At 73.0% G+C, this 19,854-nt stretch carries 20 protein-coding genes and 1 tRNA gene; 12 read left to right on the forward strand and 9 right to left on the reverse strand.

Annotated features, from left to right (window positions below; translation table 11 throughout):
- Positions 1-2: 2 nt before the first annotated feature.
- Complete coding sequence (locus Aeryth_RS04465; RefSeq protein ID WP_067855188.1) at positions 3-557, reverse strand: nucleoside/nucleotide kinase family protein; 555 nt, start codon at positions 555-557, stop codon at positions 3-5.
- A gap of 103 nt (positions 558-660) precedes the next feature.
- Between Aeryth_RS04465 and Aeryth_RS04470 the strand changes: the two genes are divergently transcribed.
- Positions 661-3,549, forward strand: coding sequence for an esterase-like activity of phytase family protein (locus tag Aeryth_RS04470; protein ID WP_083516252.1), 2,889 nt, complete (start codon positions 661-663; stop codon positions 3,547-3,549).
- A 16-nt stretch (positions 3,550-3,565) separates the two neighbouring features.
- Here Aeryth_RS04470 and Aeryth_RS04475 read toward each other — a convergent pair whose 3' ends face one another.
- Entirely contained in the window at positions 3,566-4,519 is a 954-nt protein-coding gene (locus Aeryth_RS04475; RefSeq protein ID WP_067855191.1) for an NAD(P)/FAD-dependent oxidoreductase, read from the reverse strand.
- Between the two features lie 3 nt (positions 4,520-4,522).
- On the reverse strand, positions 4,523-5,599 hold the full coding sequence (locus tag Aeryth_RS04480) for an alkene reductase (protein WP_067855195.1): 1,077 nt from the start codon (positions 5,597-5,599) through the stop codon (positions 4,523-4,525).
- A 193-nt stretch (positions 5,600-5,792) separates the two neighbouring features.
- Here Aeryth_RS04480 and Aeryth_RS04485 point away from each other — a divergent pair, with 193 nt between their 5' ends.
- The 3 genes from Aeryth_RS04485 (at position 5,793) to Aeryth_RS04495 (ending at position 9,221) form a co-directional block, all read left to right on the forward strand.
- On the forward strand, positions 5,793-7,862 hold the full coding sequence (locus tag Aeryth_RS04485) for a family 43 glycosylhydrolase (protein WP_083516253.1): 2,070 nt from the start codon (positions 5,793-5,795) through the stop codon (positions 7,860-7,862).
- Positions 7,863-7,922: 60 nt separating this feature from the next.
- Positions 7,923-9,083: an acyltransferase family protein gene (locus tag Aeryth_RS04490; protein WP_067855201.1), complete on the forward strand. Its 1,161-nt coding sequence runs from the start codon at positions 7,923-7,925 to the stop codon at positions 9,081-9,083.
- 61 nt (positions 9,084-9,144) lie between these two features.
- A tRNA-Pro gene (locus tag Aeryth_RS04495) sits at positions 9,145-9,221 on the forward strand.
- A 36-nt stretch (positions 9,222-9,257) separates the two neighbouring features.
- On the opposite strand, the gene Aeryth_RS04500 is transcribed toward Aeryth_RS04495, so the two are convergent.
- Positions 9,258-9,899 carry a maleylpyruvate isomerase family mycothiol-dependent enzyme gene (locus Aeryth_RS04500; RefSeq protein ID WP_067855205.1) on the reverse strand — a complete coding sequence of 214 codons (642 nt, stop codon included), beginning with the start codon at positions 9,897-9,899 and terminating at the stop codon, positions 9,258-9,260.
- Between the two features lie 292 nt (positions 9,900-10,191).
- Between Aeryth_RS04500 and Aeryth_RS04505 the strand changes: the two genes are divergently transcribed.
- From Aeryth_RS04505 to Aeryth_RS04520, 4 genes are all read left to right on the forward strand, one after another.
- Positions 10,192-10,860 carry a hypothetical protein gene (locus tag Aeryth_RS04505; protein WP_067855208.1) on the forward strand — a complete coding sequence of 223 codons (669 nt, stop codon included), beginning with the start codon at positions 10,192-10,194 and terminating at the stop codon, positions 10,858-10,860.
- Complete coding sequence (locus Aeryth_RS04510) at positions 10,857-11,276, forward strand: phage holin family protein (protein ID WP_067855211.1); 420 nt, start codon at positions 10,857-10,859, stop codon at positions 11,274-11,276. Before Aeryth_RS04505 ends, Aeryth_RS04510 begins: the two co-directional genes overlap by 4 nt.
- On the forward strand, positions 11,252-11,821 hold the full coding sequence (locus Aeryth_RS04515) for a DUF3618 domain-containing protein (RefSeq protein ID WP_067855214.1): 570 nt from the start codon (positions 11,252-11,254) through the stop codon (positions 11,819-11,821). The genes Aeryth_RS04510 and Aeryth_RS04515 overlap by 25 nt, the downstream gene beginning before the upstream one ends.
- Before the next feature lie 79 nt (positions 11,822-11,900).
- Positions 11,901-12,962, forward strand: a complete 1,062-nt coding sequence (locus tag Aeryth_RS04520; protein WP_067855217.1) for a YihY/virulence factor BrkB family protein — start codon at positions 11,901-11,903, stop codon at positions 12,960-12,962.
- 18 nt (positions 12,963-12,980) lie between these two features.
- Here the strand turns inward: Aeryth_RS04520 and Aeryth_RS17830 are convergent, their stop codons facing one another.
- The 3 genes from Aeryth_RS17830 to Aeryth_RS04530 all read right to left on the reverse strand — a co-directional run bounded on the left by Aeryth_RS17830 (position 12,981) and on the right by Aeryth_RS04530 (position 15,462).
- Positions 12,981-13,124 carry a hypothetical protein gene (locus tag Aeryth_RS17830; protein WP_158509171.1) on the reverse strand — a complete coding sequence of 48 codons (144 nt, stop codon included), beginning with the start codon at positions 13,122-13,124 and terminating at the stop codon, positions 12,981-12,983.
- 89 nt (positions 13,125-13,213) lie between these two features.
- Entirely contained in the window at positions 13,214-13,879 is a 666-nt protein-coding gene (locus Aeryth_RS04525) for a response regulator (RefSeq protein WP_083516254.1), read from the reverse strand.
- Positions 13,876-15,462 carry a sensor histidine kinase gene (locus tag Aeryth_RS04530; RefSeq protein WP_083516255.1) on the reverse strand — a complete coding sequence of 529 codons (1,587 nt, stop codon included), beginning with the start codon at positions 15,460-15,462 and terminating at the stop codon, positions 13,876-13,878. Before Aeryth_RS04530 ends, Aeryth_RS04525 begins: the two co-directional genes overlap by 4 nt.
- A gap of 82 nt (positions 15,463-15,544) precedes the next feature.
- On the opposite strand from Aeryth_RS04530, the gene Aeryth_RS04535 reads away from it, so the two are divergent.
- Genes Aeryth_RS04535 through Aeryth_RS04550 form a run of 4 tightly spaced genes read left to right on the forward strand, consistent with a single transcriptional unit; the run spans position 15,545 to position 18,976 of the window.
- Complete coding sequence (locus Aeryth_RS04535) at positions 15,545-16,564, forward strand: Bug family tripartite tricarboxylate transporter substrate binding protein (protein WP_067855224.1); 1,020 nt, start codon at positions 15,545-15,547, stop codon at positions 16,562-16,564.
- Positions 16,561-17,085, forward strand: a complete 525-nt coding sequence (locus tag Aeryth_RS04540; RefSeq protein WP_067855227.1) for a tripartite tricarboxylate transporter TctB family protein — start codon at positions 16,561-16,563, stop codon at positions 17,083-17,085. The genes Aeryth_RS04535 and Aeryth_RS04540 overlap by 4 nt, the downstream gene beginning before the upstream one ends.
- A complete protein-coding gene (locus tag Aeryth_RS04545) occupies positions 17,085-18,581 on the forward strand; it encodes a tripartite tricarboxylate transporter permease (protein WP_067855232.1) in 1,497 nt (498 codons plus the stop codon). Before Aeryth_RS04540 ends, Aeryth_RS04545 begins: the two co-directional genes overlap by 1 nt.
- 11 nt (positions 18,582-18,592) lie before the next feature.
- On the forward strand, positions 18,593-18,976 hold the full coding sequence (locus Aeryth_RS04550; RefSeq protein WP_067855236.1) for a universal stress protein: 384 nt from the start codon (positions 18,593-18,595) through the stop codon (positions 18,974-18,976).
- On the opposite strand, the gene Aeryth_RS04555 is transcribed toward Aeryth_RS04550, so the two are convergent.
- Positions 18,960-19,139 carry a hypothetical protein gene (locus Aeryth_RS04555; RefSeq protein ID WP_067855240.1) on the reverse strand — a complete coding sequence of 60 codons (180 nt, stop codon included), beginning with the start codon at positions 19,137-19,139 and terminating at the stop codon, positions 18,960-18,962. The two genes, Aeryth_RS04550 and Aeryth_RS04555, sit on opposite strands and share 17 nt — an antisense overlap.
- Positions 19,136-19,786, reverse strand: a complete 651-nt coding sequence (locus Aeryth_RS04560) for a DsbA family oxidoreductase (RefSeq protein ID WP_067855243.1) — start codon at positions 19,784-19,786, stop codon at positions 19,136-19,138. Before Aeryth_RS04560 ends, Aeryth_RS04555 begins: the two co-directional genes overlap by 4 nt.
- Positions 19,787-19,854: the final 68 nt, after the last annotated feature.

Below are 19,854 nucleotides of genomic sequence, written 5' to 3' on the forward strand. Positions count from 1 at the left end.
GTTCAGCTGAGCGACCTCGCCGCCGGGTCGTCGGTGCGGACCACCAGGTCGGCGGCGGCGCGGGTTCCCTCGGCGGCGAAGAGTCGGCGCTCCTGGGCGGCCCAGACGTCCCACCACGGCGCGTAGGTGTCGCCGTCGCGCGACAACGCGCGCCGCTGACGTGTCGCGACGTCGGCCTCGACCCAGACGAGCACGCTGAGGAACGGGCGCAGCACCCTCGACCCGCTGCCGCACCCGTCGAGCACGAGCAGGGGCACGGGCTCCACGGGCAGGGCACGCACCCAGGTGTCCCGCACCCAGCTCCACCGCGGTGGCCAGGCGGTCTCGTCGCGGGCGAGCGGCGCGAGCAGACCGTCCGCGAGCGCCGGCGGCATCTGCGCCAGCCCCGTCCATCCGGGCACGAACTCGTCGGTGCGCACGACCACGGCGTCGGTGCGGTCGGCGAGCGCGTCGGCGAGCGAGGACTTGCCGGCCCCGCTGGGCCCGTCGACGGCGACCACCCGCACGCGCCCGCACGCCGGCTGACGGGTCCGCACCAGCTCCAGCAGCGCCTCCACCCCGCCAGCCTAGGTTCGTGCGCCGTTCACCGCGGCGACGAGGTCCGTTCCGCGGACGCCGACAGTCTTCGCTCGATCCTCCTCCCCCCGACCAGGAGCACCTGTGAACCTTCGTCGTCCCGTCACCGTGGTCACCGCCCTCGCGGCGTCCGCCGTGGCCCTGGCCGTCCCCGCGGCCACGTCGCCCTCCGTCGCCGCCGAGCCGGACCGTGCCTTCACGCGCACGGCGACCTACCCCGTCTACAAGAACCTGCCCGCCGACCTGCCGTCGTCGTCGGAGACGGTCGCGGAGATCTCCGACGTCTCCGACGACGGCGACACGCTCGTCTACACCGACGCCGTCGGCAAGCGCATCGGCTTCCTCGACATCAGCGACGCCAGCGACCCGCGGGGGGCGGGCTCGCTGTCGCTCGCCCAGCTCGGCGACGCCGAGGACGAGCCGACGTCGGTCGCGGTGCACGGTGCCTACGTGCTCGTCGTCGTCAACACGAGCGAGTCGTTCACGCAGCCGAGCGGCCGGCTCGACGTCGTCCGGCTCGCCGACGCCAAGCGGGTGCGCAGCATCGACCTCGGGGGCCAGCCCGACTCGATCGACGTCTCCGGGAACCGCGGGATCGTCGCGATCGAGAACGAGCGCGACGAGGAGTTCAAGCCGAGCGGTGGCAGCAAGGGTGACCTGCCGCAGCTGCCCGCCGGCTTCCTGCAGGTGCTCGACCTCTCCGGGCCGGTCGCCGACTGGTCCGCCACGAAGGTGCCGCTGACGCAGGCCGACGGGTCCGCGCTGCCGTCGTTCACCGAGGCGGGCGTGGTCGCGCCGACCGACCCGGAGCCGGAGTACGTCAGCATCAACGGTGCCGGCCAGGCGGCCGTGACGCTGCAGGAGAACAACGCGGTCGCGCTGGTCGACCTCGCGAGCGCCTCCGTCACGAAGGTGTTCAGCGCCGGTCGCTCGACGGTGAGCGGCATCGACACGAAGAAGGACGGCCAGATCGACCAGACCGGCTCGATCACCGACGTGCCGCGCGAGCCCGACGCGATCGGGTGGGTCGACGACCAGCACGTCGCGACGGCCAACGAGGGCGACTGGAAGGGCGGGACGCGCGGCTGGACCGTCTTCGACGCCCGCACCGGTGCGGTGGCCTGGGACTCCGGCAACACGCTCGAGCGCGAGGCGGTGCGCCTGGGTCTGCACAACGAGGACCGTGCCGGCAAGAAGGGCATCGAGCTGGAGGGTCTCTCCCTCGCCACGATCGACGGCACGCGGTACGCGTTCGTCGGCTCCGAGCGCTCGAACGTCGTGGCGGTCTACGACCTGAGCGACCCTGCCAAGCCGCGGTACCTGCAGGCGCTGCCGACGACGAACGGGCCGGAGGGCATCCTGCCGATCCCGTCGCGCGGGCTGCTCGCGGTCTCCAGCGAGGTGGACAGCCCGAGCACCGGCGTCCGCTCCTCGGTCGCCCTCTACCGCCTGGGCGACTCTGCTCCCGCGTTCCCCACGATCGAGTCGGTCGACGGACGCGACGGCGCGCCGATCGGCTGGTCCGCGCTCGGAGCGCTCAGCGGCGACCCGACGGACCCCCAGCGCGTCTACGCGGCGTCGGACAGCGTGCTCACGAAGGGCCGGATCTTCGGCGTCGACGTCTCCCGCACGCCGGCCGTCATCACCGACGAGACCGTCGTCACCGAGGGCGGCAGCCCGCTGACGCTCGATGTCGAGGGGCTGTTCGCGCGCCCGCAGGGCGGTTTCTGGCTGGCCTCTGAGGGATCGACCGGGTCGGGCAACCAGCTGGTGCGCACCGACGCCGCCGGCGTCGTGCAGCAGAAGGTGGCCCTGCCGCAGGACGTCGCGGCCCACGTCGGCAAGTGGGGGTTCGAGGGCGTCACGGCCACGAACGACGCCACAGGTGAGCACGTCTGGACGGTCCTGCAGCGTCCGCTCTGGAAGGACCCGTCGGCAGCCGACCTCGACCCGTACGAGGGCGCCGACGTCACCCGGATCGGGCGGTACGACGTCGCCGACGCGACCTGGCACTGGTTCGGCTACCGGCTGAACGCGCCCCGTCAGGGCGCTGGTGACTGGATGGGTCTCTCGGAGGTCACCGCGGTCGACGGCGACACGCTCGCCGTCGTCGAGCGCGACAAGCTGAACGGTCCGTCCGCCCGCGTCAAGCGCGTCTACACGGTCGACGTGTCCTCGGGCGCGCAGGGCCTCACCGGCCTCGACGGCGACCTGCCCGTGCTCGGCAAGAAGCTCGCGATCGACGTGCTCCCCGCGCTGAAGGCCCCGAACGGCTGGGTCCAGGAGAAGCTCGAGGGCTTCACGATCGCCGCCGACGGATCGCTCTACGGCGTCACCGACAACGACGGCCTGAAGGACGCGACGGGGGAGACCGTCTTCCTGCGTCTGGGCCGCGCGACCGACGCGTTCGCCGACGCGCTCGCCACGACCACCACGATCGACGTCGCGCGCGGCTGGGCGTTCGGCACGCGCACGACGGCGCAGGTCACGGTCTCCGGCGCGAGCGCGTCGGGCGAGGTGGAGGTGCTCGACGGCGCGAAGGTCGTCGCGACGGGCGCCCTGCAGTCGGGGTCGGCCACGCTCGACCTGTCGGGCCTGGAGCCCGGACGCCGCACGCTGACCGCGCGCTTCGCAGGGTCCGCGCTCGCGGGCGCCAGCACCAGCGCGCCCGTCACCGTCGAGGTCGCGCGCGCGTCGTCCACCACCCGGGTGTCGGCGTCGTCGACGTCGGTGCGTCGCGGCCAGACCTTCGTGCTCGCGACGCGCGTCGTCTCGTCGGGTGTGGTGCCGACTGGTCGCGTGCAGGTGCGACGCGCCGGCAAGGTCGTCGCCACCGTCGCGCTCGTGAAGGGCCGTGCGTCGGTGCGGCTCAAGGCCACCGCGAAGGGCACGCATCGCTACGAGGTGCGCTACCTCGGCAGCGAGCTCGTCGCTCCGAGCCGCTCGTCGTCGCTGACGGTGCGCGTGCGGTAGTCCGACGCCGACCGTGTCAGGCCAGGCGCTCCACCAGGGCGAGCCCGAGCGACCGGCCTGACACGTAGGCCGTCTCCACCGACGACGTAGGACCCCACGCGTCGCCGCACGCGCCGACCCCGTCGTCCCCGAGGTGGAACGTGGCGTCGTGCCCGTGCGCGGGCCGCGAGAAGGTCCACCGCTGCACGTGCACCAGGCTCGGCTCGGTGTCGGGGACCTCGACGACCTCGCGGAGCGCGGCCAGCATCGGTCCGGCGGCCGACGCCGGGTCGTCGAGGTGCTGCTCGGCCCGACCGGCCGTGCTGTGTGCGACGAGGACGGGCGCGCGGTCGCCACGCCGCAGACCGTCGTCGGCGACCCACGCCAGGTCGGCGTGGTCGCCGACGAAGATGCCGTCCTCGTCGGGCCACGTCCGCTCGTCCCACCCGGCCGTCAGCGCGAGCGCCGGCTCGTAGGGGTCGTCGAGCACGTCGTGGGCCGGGGTGCCCGGCTCGAGCAGACGTCGGGCCTGGGGGTCGGGCATGGCGAGCACGACCGCGTCGGCCCGCTCGCCGTCGACGCTCGGACCCTCCGGACCGACCTCGACACGGCCCACCGGGGCGGCGCTGCGCACGTCGAGCCGTCCGGCGAGGTCCTCCACGAGGCTGCGCAGGCCGTCGGGCGCGGCCCATCGCAGCGGGCCGGGCTTGACCTCGCGACCGCTGGGCGTCCAAGTGGTGAACCGATCGGTCCAAGGTCGCGCGAGGCCGCGCAGCTCCCAGTCGTCCACGACGGCGGCGAACGCGTCGTCACGGACGGTGAAGTAGCTCGCGCCGATGTCGACGACGCGCCCGTCGTGGCGGCGCAGGGCCATGCGACCCCCGGGACGCCGCCCGGTGTCGCGGACGACGACCTCGTGCCCGTGGGCCACGAGCTCGCGTGCGCACACGACACCGGACAGCCCGGCTCCGACCACCACGACGCGCGCCATCGGTCAGGACGCGTCGCGGGTCGGGTAGTCGGTGTAGCCCTCGGCGCCACCGCCGTAGAAGGTGTCCGGGTTCGGCTCGTTCAGCTCCGTGCCGTCGCGCCAGCGCTCGACGAGGTCGGGGTTGGCGAGGAACGGACGGCCGACGGCCACCAGGTCGGCGAGCCCGCCGTCGACGATGTGCTTCACCTCGTCGAGGTCGGTCACCTGCGAGAAGCCCGTGTTCGCGACGACCGTGCCGCCGAAGCGCGTGCGCAGGTCCTGGAACAGCTCGCCCTCGGGGTCGCCGAGGATGCTCAGGTAGGCGATGCCGAGGTCGGCGATGCCGTCGACCAGCGCCTCGTAGGTGGCGCGGGTGTCGTCGGGGTCGGTCTCGAGGACGCCCTGGATGTTGTGCGCGGGGGAGATGCGCAGACCGACCTTCTCGGCCCCGATCGCCTCGGCCACGGCCCGCACGACGTCGATCGTCAGGCGTGCCCGGTTCTCGGGGCTTCCGCCGTACTCGTCGGTGCGCTCGTTCGTCGACGGTGCGAGGAACTGGTGCAGGACGTACCCGTTCGCGCCGTGCACCTCCACGCCGTCGAGGCCGGCCTCGACCGCGTTGCGCGCTGCCTGCACGAACTCCTCGACCAGTCCGGGCACCTCCGACGTCTCCAGGGCGCGCGGCTCGACGTGGGGCTTCTGCCCGTCGGCCGTCACCATCTCCCCGGGGGCCGTGAGGGCGCTCGGGGCGACGGTCTCGAGTCCGTCCTTGTTGTCGGGGTGCGCGATGCGACCCACGTGCATCAGCTGCGCGACGATGCGGCCGTCGCGCGCGTGCACGGCGTCGGCGACCTTGCGCCAGCCCGCGACCTGCTCGGACGAGTGCAGACCCGGCGTGTCGAGGTAGCCCTGGCCCACGGCCGAGGGCTGCGTGCCCTCGGTGACGATCAGGCCGGCACCGGCGCGCTGCCCGTAGTACGTGGCGGCGAGGTCGCCGGGCACGCCGCCTGCCTCCGCACGGTTGCGCGTGAGCGGCGCCATGACGAAGCGCTGCGGCAGCGTCCAGGCGCCGACGGTGATCGGGTCGAAGACGGTGGTCATCTCTCTCCTTCGGATCGGGTACGGGCGGCGGCGGTCGGCCGCGCCCATCTCCTTCACTGTTCAACCGAATCGGCGCCTCCGCACGTCGAACCCCGGGCCTGTGGCCGGACTCATGGCGACGCACCGAGCGGCGGCTGCGGACGGATCGGCCGGTTCGTCCCCACGAGGGCAGGACGCGACCTACTGTCACTCCATGAGGACTGGACGGATCGTGGTCGCCGTGGCGACCGCCCTCGTGCTCGCGGCGGTCCCCGCCACGGGCGCGTCGCCGAAGAAGCCGAACGACTGGCTGAAGCCCGGGGTGCCGCTGCAGGGACAGCAGCACCCCGACCCGAGCGCGGTCTCCCTCGGTCCGTACGTGCTCGCGACGTCGACGAACCACGGCGGCAGCGACCTGCCCTTCGTCTGGTCCGGCGACCTCAGCCTCTGGACGGCCCGCACGCAGTACGCCGACGGCAACCGCACGCGCGACGGCGAGGGCCGCGGCTTCTTCAACGACGGGATCGACGCACCGCGCTGGGGCTCGTACGCGTCGTGCACGGAGACGCCCCGCACCCGCTCGGGCTGCGACCCGCGCGAGATGTGGGCGCCCGGCTTCGACTTCGTGGGCGGACGGTGGGTGCTGTTCAGCGCCGTGAAGGTGTCCGACCGCTACTCCTCCTACGGCCGCTTCGCGATCTACCGCGCAGCGTCGTCGGTCGCGACGGGCCTCTACTCGTCCGTCTCCTCCTCGCCGATCGTGCGCACCGACACGCGCCGCGACCCGGCCGGCGTCATCGACCCGGAGGTGTTCACCGACCCCGCGAACAACCGCCCCTACCTGCTCTACAAGACGGAGGGCAACCTGCAGGGCAACCTGCCGACCCTCTGGTCGCGCCGGCTCGACTCCAGCGGCACGCGCTTCCTCAAGGGGTCCAAGCCCGTGCGGCTGCTCACGACCCCGCGCGGCTCCTGGGAGGGCCGCGTCGTCGAGAACCCGTCCATGGCGAAGGTGAACGGCGTCTACGTCCTCTTCTACTCCGGCAACGAGTACACGAGCACCCGCTACGCGACCGGCTACGCGGTGTGCAAGCGCGGTCCGTCGGCGCCCTGCACGCGTCCCGGGTCGAACCGGCTGCTCACGTCGGCGCGCGGCTCGTACGGCCCGGGCGGTGCGGACGCCCTGACCGACGCCCGAGGTCGCCACCTGCTCGCGTACCACGCCTACCCGACGGCCAGCGGCAGCACCGGCACCGGTGGCCGGACCCTGCGCACCGCCGAGTTCACGGTCGACCCGCGCACGAAGCGCGTCTCGATCCGGCAGCGGGCCGTCGCCGCCGCGCCCGGTCGCGAGGGTGGCACGTGGTTCGGCGGCAACGGCGCCTTCACCCGCGTCAAGCAGGACGCGAGCGGCGCGTTCGTGCCGTTCGTCGCCGACCTGAACCACGACGGCATCGACGACGTCGGCTACTACGGCGGCTGGGGTCGGGCGGACGCCGCACGCCTCGGAGCCAAGGGGGCCCGGACGCTGCAGTCGGGCTCGGCGGCGCTGGTGCGCCAGGCCGGTGCGTTCGTGCCCGTCTCCGGCGACTTCGACGGCGACGGTCACACCGACGTCTACTGGTACCAGCCCGGCGCCGACCCGCACAACGACTTCCTCGACCCGCGCAACAAGCGCCACTACGAGCCGAACGCCCGCCGTGACGAGCTGTGGCTGTCCCGGGCCGGCGGCTGGCAGAAGATCCCGCTCGCGCAGGACCGGACCGCCGTCCCGATCGTCGCGAACGTCGACGGACGCCCCGGCGACGAGCTGTGGTGGTACGTGCCCGGCAAGGCGTCGGACGAGCGGTGGACCTGGGACGCGGCGGCCGGCACGATGGCGCGCCGCCAGGGCGACATCCCCGGGCCGGGCACCACGGCCCCGGCCGTCGCCGACTTCGACGCCGACGGGTTCGACGACCTGCTCTGGTACGTGCCGGGGCAGGCGCGGGCGACGGTCTGGTGGAAGGGCTCCTCGGCCGCCCGCACGTCCTTCGCCGTCGACTCGGCGACCCGCACGGCCGGTCGCGTCCCGGTCGCGGGCGACTTCGACCGCTCGACGCCGGGCGCGGAGGTGCTCTGGTACGGGCCCCGCTCGGTCAGCGAGGTGCAGTGGTCCACGCTGCGGCGCACGGGTACGCCCAAGGTCACGTCGGTGCGCTCGTTCGACGGCGGCGCCGTCTACCAGGCCGTCGTCGGCGACTACGACGGCGACGGGACCGACGACATCAGCTGGTTCGGGTGAGCGGCGCGACACGACAGGGCAGGTGACCCCGGGGGACCGGTGGGTGCCTAGGCTGGCTCGGTGAGCAAGCGCATCGAGTTCCCGTACCTGGACGGCCTGCGTGGCCTGGCCGCCCTGTCGGTGGTGCTGTACCACACGTTCCTCTACACGGGCGAGCGTGGCGACGCGTACCGTGCGATGCCGACGTGGTCGTGGGCGATCAGCTCCGGCTACGTCGGGGTCGCCATCTTCATCGTGCTGTCGGGCTACCTGCTCATGCTCCCCGTGGCGACGAACCCCGAGGGTCTGCGCTTCCGTCGCGGCACCTGGGACTTCGTCAAGCGACGCAGCCGGCGCATCCTCCCGCCGTACTACTTCTCGCTGCTCATGGCACTGGTGCTCATCTGGTTCGTCCCGATCATGGGCGAGCCCCGCAACACCCAGTGGGACACCAAGATCCCCGTGACGACCGAGGGACTGGTCTCGCACCTGCTGATGGTGCACAACCTCGACCGCGACTGGTTCGGCGAGATCAACGGACCGCTGTGGAGCGTCGCCGCCGAGTTCCAGATCTACTTCATCATGGCGCTCGTGCTGCTGCCGCTGTTCCGGCTGGTGCCCCCGTCGCTGGTCGTGCTGGTGACGGCGGTCTGGACCGGCTGGCTGGCGATCGGCGGCAGCTACGAGTTCATGCACCCCTGGTACATCTGCCTGTTCGCCGCGGGCATGTGGGCCGCGCAGCTGACCCTGAGGCCCGGCGCCGACAAGGTCGCCCGCTGGGTGGGCCTGGCGCTCCTGCTCGCCGCGCCGGTGGCGCTCTTCGTCGCCCGCAGCGCGAAGATCAACCACCGCGACTGGCTGTACAAGACGACCTACTGGCCCGAGATGGCCCTGGGCCTCGCCGTCGCGGCACTGCTCGTGTGGGCCGGCCACGTCTACCTGCGCGGTGACCGTCCCGCGGTGCTGCGGCTCCTCTCGAGCGCTCCGCTGCTGCGGCTCGGCCTGTTCTCCTACACGCTCTACCTGTGCCACAGCCCGCTGATCGGCCTGGCGAACCTCCTGCTGCTGCCCCTCGGCCTCAGCACCGTCACGCAGTACTTCGTGCTGACGTTCCTCGTGGTCCCCGTCGTGATGGTGATCTGCTACGGCTTCTACCTGCTCGTCGAGCGGCACTTCCTCAACACGCGTCAGCGCCACGTCGCGGAGGAGGAGCAGCCCGAGGGACGCCCCGCGGCGACCTGAGCCCCGCCCCCACGGGGCTACACTCGTGCCTCGCCCCACCGCGCCGTCCGCGCGGGGGCATCGGGATGTAGCGCAGCTTGGTAGCGCATCCGCTTTGGGAGCGGAGGGTCGCAGGTTCAAATCCTGTCATCCCGACCACGCGGTCGCCCGACGAGCGTCTCGGTGGGACGCGGTCTAGGAGACCGCTCCCAGACGACGTGCGAGGGTGGCGACGCCGTCCCCCTCGAGCTCGCCGAGGGCCTGGGACCGACCCGCGACGGCCATGAGGAGCGCCTCGCCCGGCCCGCGGACCTCCCGGCCGTCGCCGCGCTCCCACGAGAGGTCGGTCGTGACGAGGCGGAGCCCCCGGGCGTGGCCGCGCGCCGGCAGCGTCGGGGCCCTGAGCGCGAAGTCCAGGGCGACCGTCAGACGGTCCTCGGGGATGGTGCGGACCCGACCGGTCGCACGGCGGACGTCCTGCTGGTGGATGAGCCCGTCGGTGAGCGCGATGGCCCCGCCGAAGCCCGACGTCAGCCCGCGCGGCCTGGACGACCTCGCCACGAGGCCGACGACCTCGGGGACGGTCAGGTCCGCGTAGCGCTCCAGCACGTGCTGGTTCACGGCATCGACCCTCAGGCCGCCCCGCAGGAACGCGCCGGGCAGGCCGCTCCAGCCGAGTTCGTCGTAGCTGACGACGTGGACGACCACGTCCCGCACGGTCCAGCCCTCGCAGAGCGACGGCCGGTGCCACTCCTCGGGGGACAGCGACGTGACGAGGGCGTGTAGGTCGGCCCTCTCCGCGACGGCCAGGTCGGTGACGTTCGGCTTCGCTGCCATGGGTACAGGGTCCTGTCTCGGGAGGGATCAGGGCGATCATCGCCCGACGGCCGCCCGTCGCGCCAGGCAGGGCGACGGACGGCGTCGGCCCTCCCGCGTCGTGCGACCGGGGAGCCGCAGGTGCACGTCCGGGTCTGGTTTCTGCGCCGGGCTGGGACGGTCCGCGACGCCTGTGCCGGCAGGCCTGGCGCGGGCGCAGGGACCCTGCCGCAGGGCCTGCGCGCGTGCCCCGTCGTTACGGACCCAGGCCCACGGGTACGAGGTGAGTCACCATCCCACCACGGAGGACCTCATGACCCAACCGCATGACTGGACCTCGGAGCCGAGCTCCGCAGACCCCCGCGAGACCCGCCTCACCGAGCCGATCGGTGAGGTCCTGGACCAACCCGGGACCGACCAGGCGCCACTGCCCCCGCTCGACCCCGCCGGGGACACCGCGCACAGTGGCACGACGGACCAGGCGAAGCAGGCCGCGTCCACCGCCCAGGACCAGGCCGCCCACGTGGCCTCCACCGCCAAGGACGAGGCCGCGAGCGTGGCGGCCGAGGCCAAGGACAAGGCCGCCAGCCTGGTCGACGAGGCCCGCCAGCAGGTCCAGGAGCAGTCCCGGACCCAGCTGCAGGCCCTGTCGTCGCGACTCGGGGAGCTCGGTGACGAGCTCGAGTCGATGGCCGGCGCCAGCGACCAGCAGGGCGCGGCCACCGAGCTCGCCCACCAGCTCGCCACGCAGGTGCGCGGCCTGGGCCGCCACCTCGACGGACGGGAGCCGACCGCCGTCCTCGACGACGTCCGTTCCTTCGCACGCCGCCGACCCGGGACCTTCCTCCTGGGCGCGGCAGCCGCCGGTGTGGTCGCCGGACGGCTCGCGCGCGGCGCGAAGGCGTCGCCCGGCACCAGCGGCCAGCACACGGCGTCGCCGACGTCGGTCGGCACAGCCGGCACCGGAGGTGTCACGGCGTGAGCACCGAGCCCGCACCCGGTGCCGCGCAGCCCCAGGACGACGAGCGCTCGATCGGCGCGATCGTCGGTGACATCGCCGACGACCTCAGCACGATGGTCCGCTCCGAGCTCGAGCTCGCGAAGGCCGAGGTGACCCAGGAGGTCGCCAAGGCCGGCAAGGCCGGCGGCGCCTTCGGTGGCGCAGCGGTCAGCGGCTGGTTCGCGCTGCTGTTCCTGTCGCTGTTCGTGATGTACCTGCTCGACGACGCGATGGAGACGGCCTGGGCCGCGCTCATCGTGTTCGGCGTCTGGACGCTCGCCGCCGTCGCCCTCGCGCTGTTCGGCCGAGCCAAGGCGCGAGACATCCGCAACCCGATCGACCCCACCCGCAGGAACCTCAAGGAGGACGTGTCATGGGCCACGAACCGCAACAGCTGACCGAGCAGGACCTGCAGGAGAGCAGGCGCAACCTCTCCCGCGACGTCGACGCGCTGGCCGAGAAGGTCAGCCCCGGCCGCGCGGTCCACCGTCGCGTCGAGGGCGCGAGGACCAAGGTCACGAGCGCGAAGGACAAGCTCATGGGATCGGCGCAGGACGCCGGCAGCTCCCTGGGCGACGCCACCTCCTCGGCCGGTGACAGCGTGAGCGGTGCCGTCGACGGCCTCACGTCCCGGGCCGAGGGGAGCCCGCTCGCTGCGGGGCTCGTCGCCTTCGGGCTCGGTCTCGTGGTCTCCTCGCTGATCCCGCCGAGCGACAAGGAGGCCCAGGCTGCGAGCCGTGTCGTCGACGCGGCCAAGGAGCATGCGCAGCCGGTGCTCGACGAGGCCAAGGACGCCGGCCAGCAGGTCGCGCAGCACCTGACGGAGGAGGCCAAGCACGCCGCCTCGGACGTGAAGGAGTCCGCACAGGAGTCCGCCTCGACCGTCCAGCAGCAGGGCCAGGAGGCCGCCGACGCCGTGAAGGACGACGCACCCGGCACCTGACCCGCACCACTCTGGTCCGGTCGGTCCTGCACAGCAGGGCCGACCGGACCGGTCGAGCCACCGAGAGCGAGAGAGCCCCATGTCCCGACACCCCCGCACCGCCGAACCTCGACACAGCGACCCCGACCCCGACGACGAGCGCAAGCCCGAGTCGCCGACCGACCTCGGACGTCGCTCGTGGACGTACGTCGCCCGCAAGGCCGTCCGGGAGTTCTCCGACGACCAGTGCACCGACCTCGCCGCCGCCCTGACCTACTACGCCGTCCTGGCCCTGTTCCCCGCGGTGATCGCCCTGACGTCGCTGCTCGGGCTGCTCGGGCAGGGACGATCGACGATCCAGGCCCTGCTCGACGTCGTCGGGAGCGTCGCGCCAGCGTCCGTCGTCGACACGGTGCGGCCGACGATCGAGTCGTTCGCGGACGCGCCCGGCGCCGGGATCGCCCTCGTCGTCGGACTGCTCGGGGCCTTGTGGTCGGCGTCCGGGTACGTCAACGCGTTCGGGCGTGCCATGAACCGGGTCTATGAGATCCGCGAGGGCCGGCCGGTCTGGAAGCTGCGGCCGGTGATGCTGCTCGTGACCGTCGTGACGCTGGTCCTGGTGGCGCTGGTCGCGCTGGCCCTCGTGCTCACCGGCCCGGTGGCGCAGGCCGTCGGCGACGCTGTCGGCCTCGGCTCCACGGTCGTCATGGTCTGGGACGTCGCCAAGTGGCCGGTCGTCGTGCTGGTCGTGGTGCTCGTGGTCGCGATCCTGTACTACGCCACCCCGAACGTCCGCCAGCCCAGCTTCCGGTGGATCAGCGTCGGCGCCGCGTTCGCGATCGTCGTCTGGGCGCTCGCGTCGCTCGCGTTCGGCTTCTACGTCGCCACGTTCGCCAGCTACAGCTCCACGTACGGGTCCCTCGCGGGCGTCGTCGTGTTCCTGCTGTGGCTCTGGATCACGAACCTCGCCCTCCTGCTCGGTGCGGAGGTCGACGCCGAGCTCGAGCGTGGTCGTGAGCTGCAGGCGGGTCTCGCCGCCGAGCGCGAGATCCAGCTGCCGCCGCGCGACGAGCGCGGCATCGAGAAGGCGCAGGAGAAGGAGCGCGAGGACGAGCGGAGGGGCCGGGCGATCCGCGATGAGGCGGACGGACGGGACGACTGACCGACCGGGGTGTCGCGGTCAGCGACCGACGGACTCCAGCAGCCGGTCGAGGACGGTGAGCCCGCCGACGAGGACCGCGCTGACCGCCGACCACACCGGGCTCGGGCGCGGCGCGGGCGCCGGGCGCACGAGCGACGTCGGGAGCGAGGTCGTGGTCTGCATGGCAGAAGGGTGCCACACGGCCCAGTCAGGGGAAGGCGAAGGGCCCGACGCGGACGGACGAAGGTCCCGAGAGCCGGCGTCGAGGATCGTCAGGGGCGACGGTAGCGGCGCTCCGGGCGTCCAGCGCCGCCGTAGCGCAGCCGGACCTGCGCCTCGCCCGTGGTCACGAAGTGCTCGAGGTAGCGACGCGCGGTCACGCGCGAGAGGCCGAGCCGCTCGGCGGCGTCGGACGAGGAGACCTCCTCGTCCTGCTCCAGCAGACCCTCGACGAGCTGCGCCGTCTCCCGGCTGAGCCCCTTCGGCAGGGGAGCGACCCTGGACGGGCTGCGCGCCGCGCCGAACGCACGGTCGATGGTGGCCTGGTCGGCGTCGCCCTCGCCCAGGGCGAGGAGGGCGTTGCGGACGCGGTGCAGACGCTCCGCGAGGTCGTGCTGCTCGAACGGCTTGACGACGTACTGCATCGCGCCGCCCGCCACCGCGGCACGCACCGTGTCGGCGTCGCGCTCGGCCGTCACCATGATCACGCCCGCTCGGCTGCCCGCCTCGCGCAGCCGGGCGAGCACCTGCAGCCCGCCGAGGTCCGGCAGGTGCACGTCGAGGAGGACGAGGTCGGGGTCGAGCGCCGCGCACAGCGCGATCGCCTCCTCGCCGTTCGCGGCGACGCCGACGACCTCGAAGCCCTCGGTGCGCTCGACGAACCGGGCGTTGAGCCGCGCGACCATGAAGTCGTCGTCGACGACGAGCACCGACGTCACGTCGACTCCCAGGGCAGCACCACGCGGAACAGGCTAGGCCGCGCGGCGTCGATCGTCACCGACCCACCACGTCGCTCGCACAGGAGCCGCACCAGCGCCAGGCCGACGCCGCGGCCGCCCAGCACGTCGGGCTTGGTGGAGTAGCCGCGCACGAACACCGCCGACCGCAGCTCGGCGGGCACGCCGTCGCCGCTGTCCTCGACCTCCAGGACGAGCGCGTCGTCGTCGGCGCGCCCCGTCACCCGCACCTCCGCGCCCGGCGTGCCGCGGCACGCGTCGACGGCGTTGTCGACGAGGTTGCCGAGGATCGTCGTCACGTCGGCCGCGAGACCGGTGCCGAGCGGGGGGATCTCGCAGTCCGGGTCGAGGCTGAGCAGCACGCCCGCCTCGTCGGCCTGGCTCGACTTCGCGAGCAGCAGCGCCGCCGTGGCCGGGTCCTCCACGTGGTCGGCGAGGTCGTCCTGCCGTGCCGCGCGCGATCCCACGATGTGCGTCACGAGGGCGCGCGCCTCCTCCGGCTCGTCGAGCTCCAGCAGACCACCGATGGTGTGCAGCTGGTTGGCGAACTCGTGCGTCTGCGCGCGCAGCGCGTCGGTGATGGTCAGGTTCGAGCCGAGTTGCTGCTGCACCTCGACGAGCTCCGTGCGGTCGCGCATCGTCACGACGGTGCCGACCCCCTCGCCCCGGGTCGCGGCGCGGCGCCGGTTCAGCACCAGCACGCGGTCGCGCGTCACGAGCACCACGTCGCTCGCGTCGCCCTGGTCCTGCAGGAGCGCGGCGACGTCGGGCTCGGGGGCGACGTCGACGACCCGGCGGCCCAGCACCGGCCCCTCGAGGCCGAGCAGCTCGAGGGCCGCGTCGTTGACCATGCTGACCCGACCGTCGGGGTCGACGCCCAGGACGCCCTCGCGGATGCCGTGCAGGAGCGCCTCGCGGTGGTCGGCGAGCTTGGCGAAGTCACCGGCGGCGAGCCCACGCGTGCGTCGGCGCACGATGCGCGACACGGTCCAGGAGCCGAGGATCCCGAGGCCCGCGCCCACCCCAAGGAAGAGCGCGAGGTCGGGTGCGGCGTTGGTCGCGCGCTGCCAGGCCGTCGGGTACTTCTGCTCCGCCAGCACGGCACCCGCGAACGACCCGTCGTCGGCCAGCACAGGGGCGTGCCCGGCGAGCGTGCGCCCCCGGTCGGTCGGCACCGACCCGGTCCACCCCCGACCCTCCAGCACGCGGCTGCCCCCGAGCGGCGCCTCCGTGCCCACCAGCGACGGCCTGGACGACGCGACCACCCGGCCCGTGCGGTCGGTCACCGACACGACGTCGGCGCCGGACAGCGACCGCGCCCGGTCGATGGCCGGCGCGAGCACGCGCGACGCGTCGGTCGAGCCGAGACGCGAGCGGACGACGGCGACGTTCGCGAGGTACTCCGCGGTCGAGCGCAGCCGCGCCCCGCGGTCGTCCTCGAACCCGCGGGTGGCCTGCTGCAGCGAGAGCACGCCGACGATCACCAGCACGAGCGCGACGACGGCGAGCTGGAGCAGCAGGAACTGACCGGCCAACGTACGTCGGCCCGGTCGCGGCGACCACAACGAACACAACCTCCTTTGCGCACCCAATCGTGACGCAGGCCACGTTCGCCGTCATGCTCGGGTCGACCCACCAGGAGGTGTGATGGCCGACACAGGTCAGCGACGATCCGCACGTCGCCCCCGCAGGACCCGGACGGCGACCGTCGTGGCGCTCGTCCTCGCACTCGCCGCGACGCTCGGCGCGTGCGGCGTGACGCGTGGCGGCGACGACCCCGACAACCGCCGTCTGCGCATGATGATCCCGAACAGCCCGGGCGGAGGCTACGACCTCACCGGTCGCGCCGCGGCACAGGTGATGGAGGAGGACGACCTCACGGGTCGCTTCGAGATCACGAACGTCATCGGCGCCAGCGGCACGGTCGCCATGCAGCGACTGCTGAACGAGCGCGGCGCCGACGACCTCGTCATGCTCATGGGCCTCGGCGTCGTCGGCGCGACGTACACCAACGACTCGGCGGCCCGCGTCTCGAAGGCGACGCCCATCGCGCGGCTCGTCGAGGAGCAGGAGGGGCTGCTCGTGCCCGCGGACTCCCCGTTCGAGACGGTCGACGACCTCGTCACCGCCTGGAAGAAGGACCCGCGCTCCGTCACCGTCGGCGGCGGCTCGTCGCCCGGCGGCCCCGACCACCTCTTCCCGATGCAGCTCGCGCAGACCCTCGGCATCGACCCGAAGGACGTCAACTACATCGCCTACGACGGCGGCGGCCCGCTCACCACGGCCCTGCTCGGCGAGAAGATCCAGGTCGGCACGTCGGGCCTCGGGGAGTTCCAGGGCCAGATCGACGACGGCTCGCTCCGCGTGCTGGCGGTCTCCGGCGACGAGCGTCTCGAGGGGATCGACGCCCCGACCCTCACCGAGTCCGACATCGACCTCGTCTTCACCAACTGGCGCGGTCTGCTCGCCCCGCCTGGCATCGACGACGCGACGCGCGAGTACCTGACTGGTTTGGTCACCGAGATGCACGACACGCCCGAGTGGCGCGAGGCGCTGAAGCGCAACGGATGGATCGACGCCTTCGCCACCGGCGAGGAGTTCGGGACCTTCCTGACCGAGCAGGACGAGCGCGTCGACTCGACGCTGAAGGAGCTGGGACTGTCATGAGCACCACCACCGAGACGACGACAGGTCCGGACGGACCTCGCGTCGTCGACCGCGCCCAGTACGGGCTCGCGGCCTTCCTGGCCGTCGTGGGCGTCGTCATCGTGGTCGACGCCACGGGTCTGCGGCCCGGCTTCGCCGACCAGCCCGTGCAGCCGTCGTTCCTGCCCTACGTCGTCGGCACCGCGCTGCTGGTGCTGGCCGCGACGCTCGCCGTCGCCACGGCGCGCGGCAACGTCGCGGAGCCGGAGGGCGGCGAGGACGTCGACCTCACCGAGCCCAGCGACTGGTTCACCGTCGCGAAGCTCGCCGGCGTGTTCCTGGCGAACGTGCTCCTCGTCGACACGCTCGGCTGGGCCATCACGGGCGCGCTGCTCTTCGCTGGCTGCGCCTGGGCGCTCGGCAGCCGCACGCTGCTCAAGGACGTCGCCATCGGCGCCGCCCTCTCCCTCATCACCTGGTACGGCTTCTACGTCGGCCTGGGTCTGCCGATCCCCGCGGGGATCCTGGACGGAGTGCTCTGATGGACCTGTTCCTCGACGGGCTGATGAACGCCCTCACGCCCGAGAACCTGCTGTACGCCGTCATCGGCGTGCTGCTCGGCACCGCCGTCGGCGTCCTGCCGGGCATCGGGCCGGCCATGACGCTGGCCCTGCTCTTCCCGATCACCTACACGGTCCCGGTCGACAGCGCCCTCATCATGTTCGCCGGCATCTACTACGGCGGCATGTACGGCGGGTCGACGACGTCGATCCTGCTCAACACGCCAGGGGAGTCCTCGTCGGTCGTCACCGCGATCGAGGGCAACCAGATGGCGAAGCGGGGCCGGGCCGCCCAGGCCCTCGCGACCGCCGCCATCGGGTCCTTCGTCGCCGGCACCATCGCCACCGCGCTCCTGGTGCTGTTCGCGCCCAAGGTCTCCTCGGCCGTGGTGCAGCTGGGCGCACCGTCGTACTTCGCGATCCTGCTGCTGGCGCTGGTCGCCGTCTCGGCCGTCCTCGGCAGCTCGAAGATGCGCGGCTTCATCGCCCTGTTCCTCGGCCTCGCCATTGCGCTGGTCGGCACGTCGACCGGGCAGGCGCGGCTCACGTTCGGCAGCCCGCTGCTGGCCGACGGCATCGACGTCGTCGTCGTGGCCGTCGCCATCTTCGCCATCGGCGAGGCCCTGTGGGTCGCGGCGCACCTGCGCCGCCGGCCGCTGCAGGTCATCCCCGTCGGCCGCCCCTGGATGGACCGCAAGGACTGGGGCCGCTCCTGGAAGCCGTGGCTGCGCGGCACCGCGTTCGGCTTCCCCTTCGGCGCGCTGCCCGCCGGTGGCGCCGAGGTGCCGACCTTCCTGTCCTACATCACCGAGCGCCGGCTCACGAAGCACCCCGAGGAGTTCGGCAAGGGCGCCATCGAGGGCGTGGCCGGACCGGAGGCCGCGAACAACGCGTCGGCCGCGGGCACGATGGTGCCGCTGCTGGCGATCGGCCTGCCCACCACGGCCACGGCCGCGATCATGCTCAACGCCATCCAGTCCTACGGCATCCAGCCCGGTCCCCAGCTCTTCGACAACGAGCCCGCGCTCGTGTGGACCCTGCTGGCCAGCCTGTTCGTCGCCAACACGCTGCTGCTGGTGCTGAACCTGCCGCTCGCGCCGATCTGGGCGAAGCTCCTGCGGGTACCGCGGCCCTACCTGTACGCGGGCATCCTGTTCTTCGCGTCCCTCGGCGCCTACAGCGTCAGCTTCGAGCCGTTCGACCTGGCCCTGCTGCTGGTGCTCGGCTTCCTCGGCGTCGCCATGCGCCGCTTCGGACTGCCGGTGCTGCCGCTGATCGTCGGCGTCATCCTCGGCCCGTCGCTGGAGAACCAGCTGACCCAGGCCCTGGCGCTGTCCGGCGGCCAGGTCTCCACGCTGTGGAGCGAGCCCGTCGCGAAGGTCGTGTACGCGGTGCTGGTCCTCGCGCTGGTCGCGATGGCCGTGGCCGCCGTGCGCGGCCGCGCCGCCCGTCGCGGCGCGTCGACCGTCGAGAAGTAGGAGGTGTCCGCATGACCGCAGTGGTCGTGGCCTACAGCCCGGACGAGTACGGCGAGGCGGCCCTGGCCGCCGGCGCCGAGGAGGCGAGCCGACGCTCGGTCCCGCTCGTCGTCGTCAACGCGACCCGGGGCGACGCCTACGTCGACCCGCACTTCGCCGACGCCGACACCGTCGCGCGGCTGCGCGAGCGCGTCGGTGAGGTCGAGGTGCTCCAGGAGGTCGTGCCCGACGTCGGCGCCGAGGTGGTGCGGGTCGCGCAGGAGCGCGACGCCGAGCTCGTCGTCGTCGGCGTGCGGCACCGCTCGCCGGTGGGCAAGGCGCTGATGGGCAGCGTGTCGCAGCGCGTGCTGCTCGACGCGACCTGCCCGGTGCTGGCGGTCAAGCCTCGCGGCTGACACCGTCCTGACGCGCTGATCCCGGGTCTTTGGTGCCCGCCTCGTCGGCCCCGTCCTGAGCAGCGCGCTCGGACGGGGCCGACGTCGTCGCGGGGACGGCACACACACCGTCGACGCAGACGGCCGCGGCGTCGTCGCCGAGCATCTCCAGCGGACCGTTCACGCGGGCTGCTCCTCGGCCGCGCGGCGCAGGGCGCCCAGGAACGTGTCAGGGTCCTGCGCGCCGGAGACGCCGAGCCGGTCGTCGAGCACGAAGAACGGGACGCCACGGATGCCGAGCGCCATCGCCTGCTCCTGGTCCGCGCGCACCTGCTCCAGGTAGGCGTCGCCGGACAGGGCTGCCACGACCTCGTCGCGGTCGAGCCCGACCTCCGCGGCGAGATCGGCGAGGTCGTCGACCCGACCCACGTGCCGGCCCTCGACGAAGTACGCGGCGAGCAGCCGCTCCTTCATCTCCTCCTGACGACCCTCGGCGCGCGCGTGGTGGAGCAGACGGTGCGCCAGCACGGTGTTCGTGTGCTGCAGCGCCGCGAAGTCGTAGTCGAGCCCCTCGTCGGACGCGACCTGCGTCATCTGCGCCAGCATGCCCACCACCTGCTCGCGCGCCATGCCCTTGTGGCGGGCGAGGAAGTCGACCTCGTCGCCCTCGAAGTCGACCGGGGTGTCCGGCGAGAGCTCGAAGCTGCGGTAGGTGACCTGCACGTCGCCGCCCTCCTCCCGGAACCGCTCCACGGCCTTCTCGAAGCGCCGCTTCCCGACGTAGCACCAGGGGCACGCCACGTCCGACCAGATCTGCACGTCCACCGTCATGCCCGTCCCAACCGTCGGGCCGCCGCTGGTGTTCCCGACGCCGCTGCGCGGGCCCTCGCGGTCGCGCG

This window comes from Aeromicrobium erythreum (genome assembly GCF_001509405.1).
In the GTDB taxonomy this organism is placed as follows: domain Bacteria; phylum Actinomycetota; class Actinomycetes; order Propionibacteriales; family Nocardioidaceae; genus Aeromicrobium; species Aeromicrobium erythreum.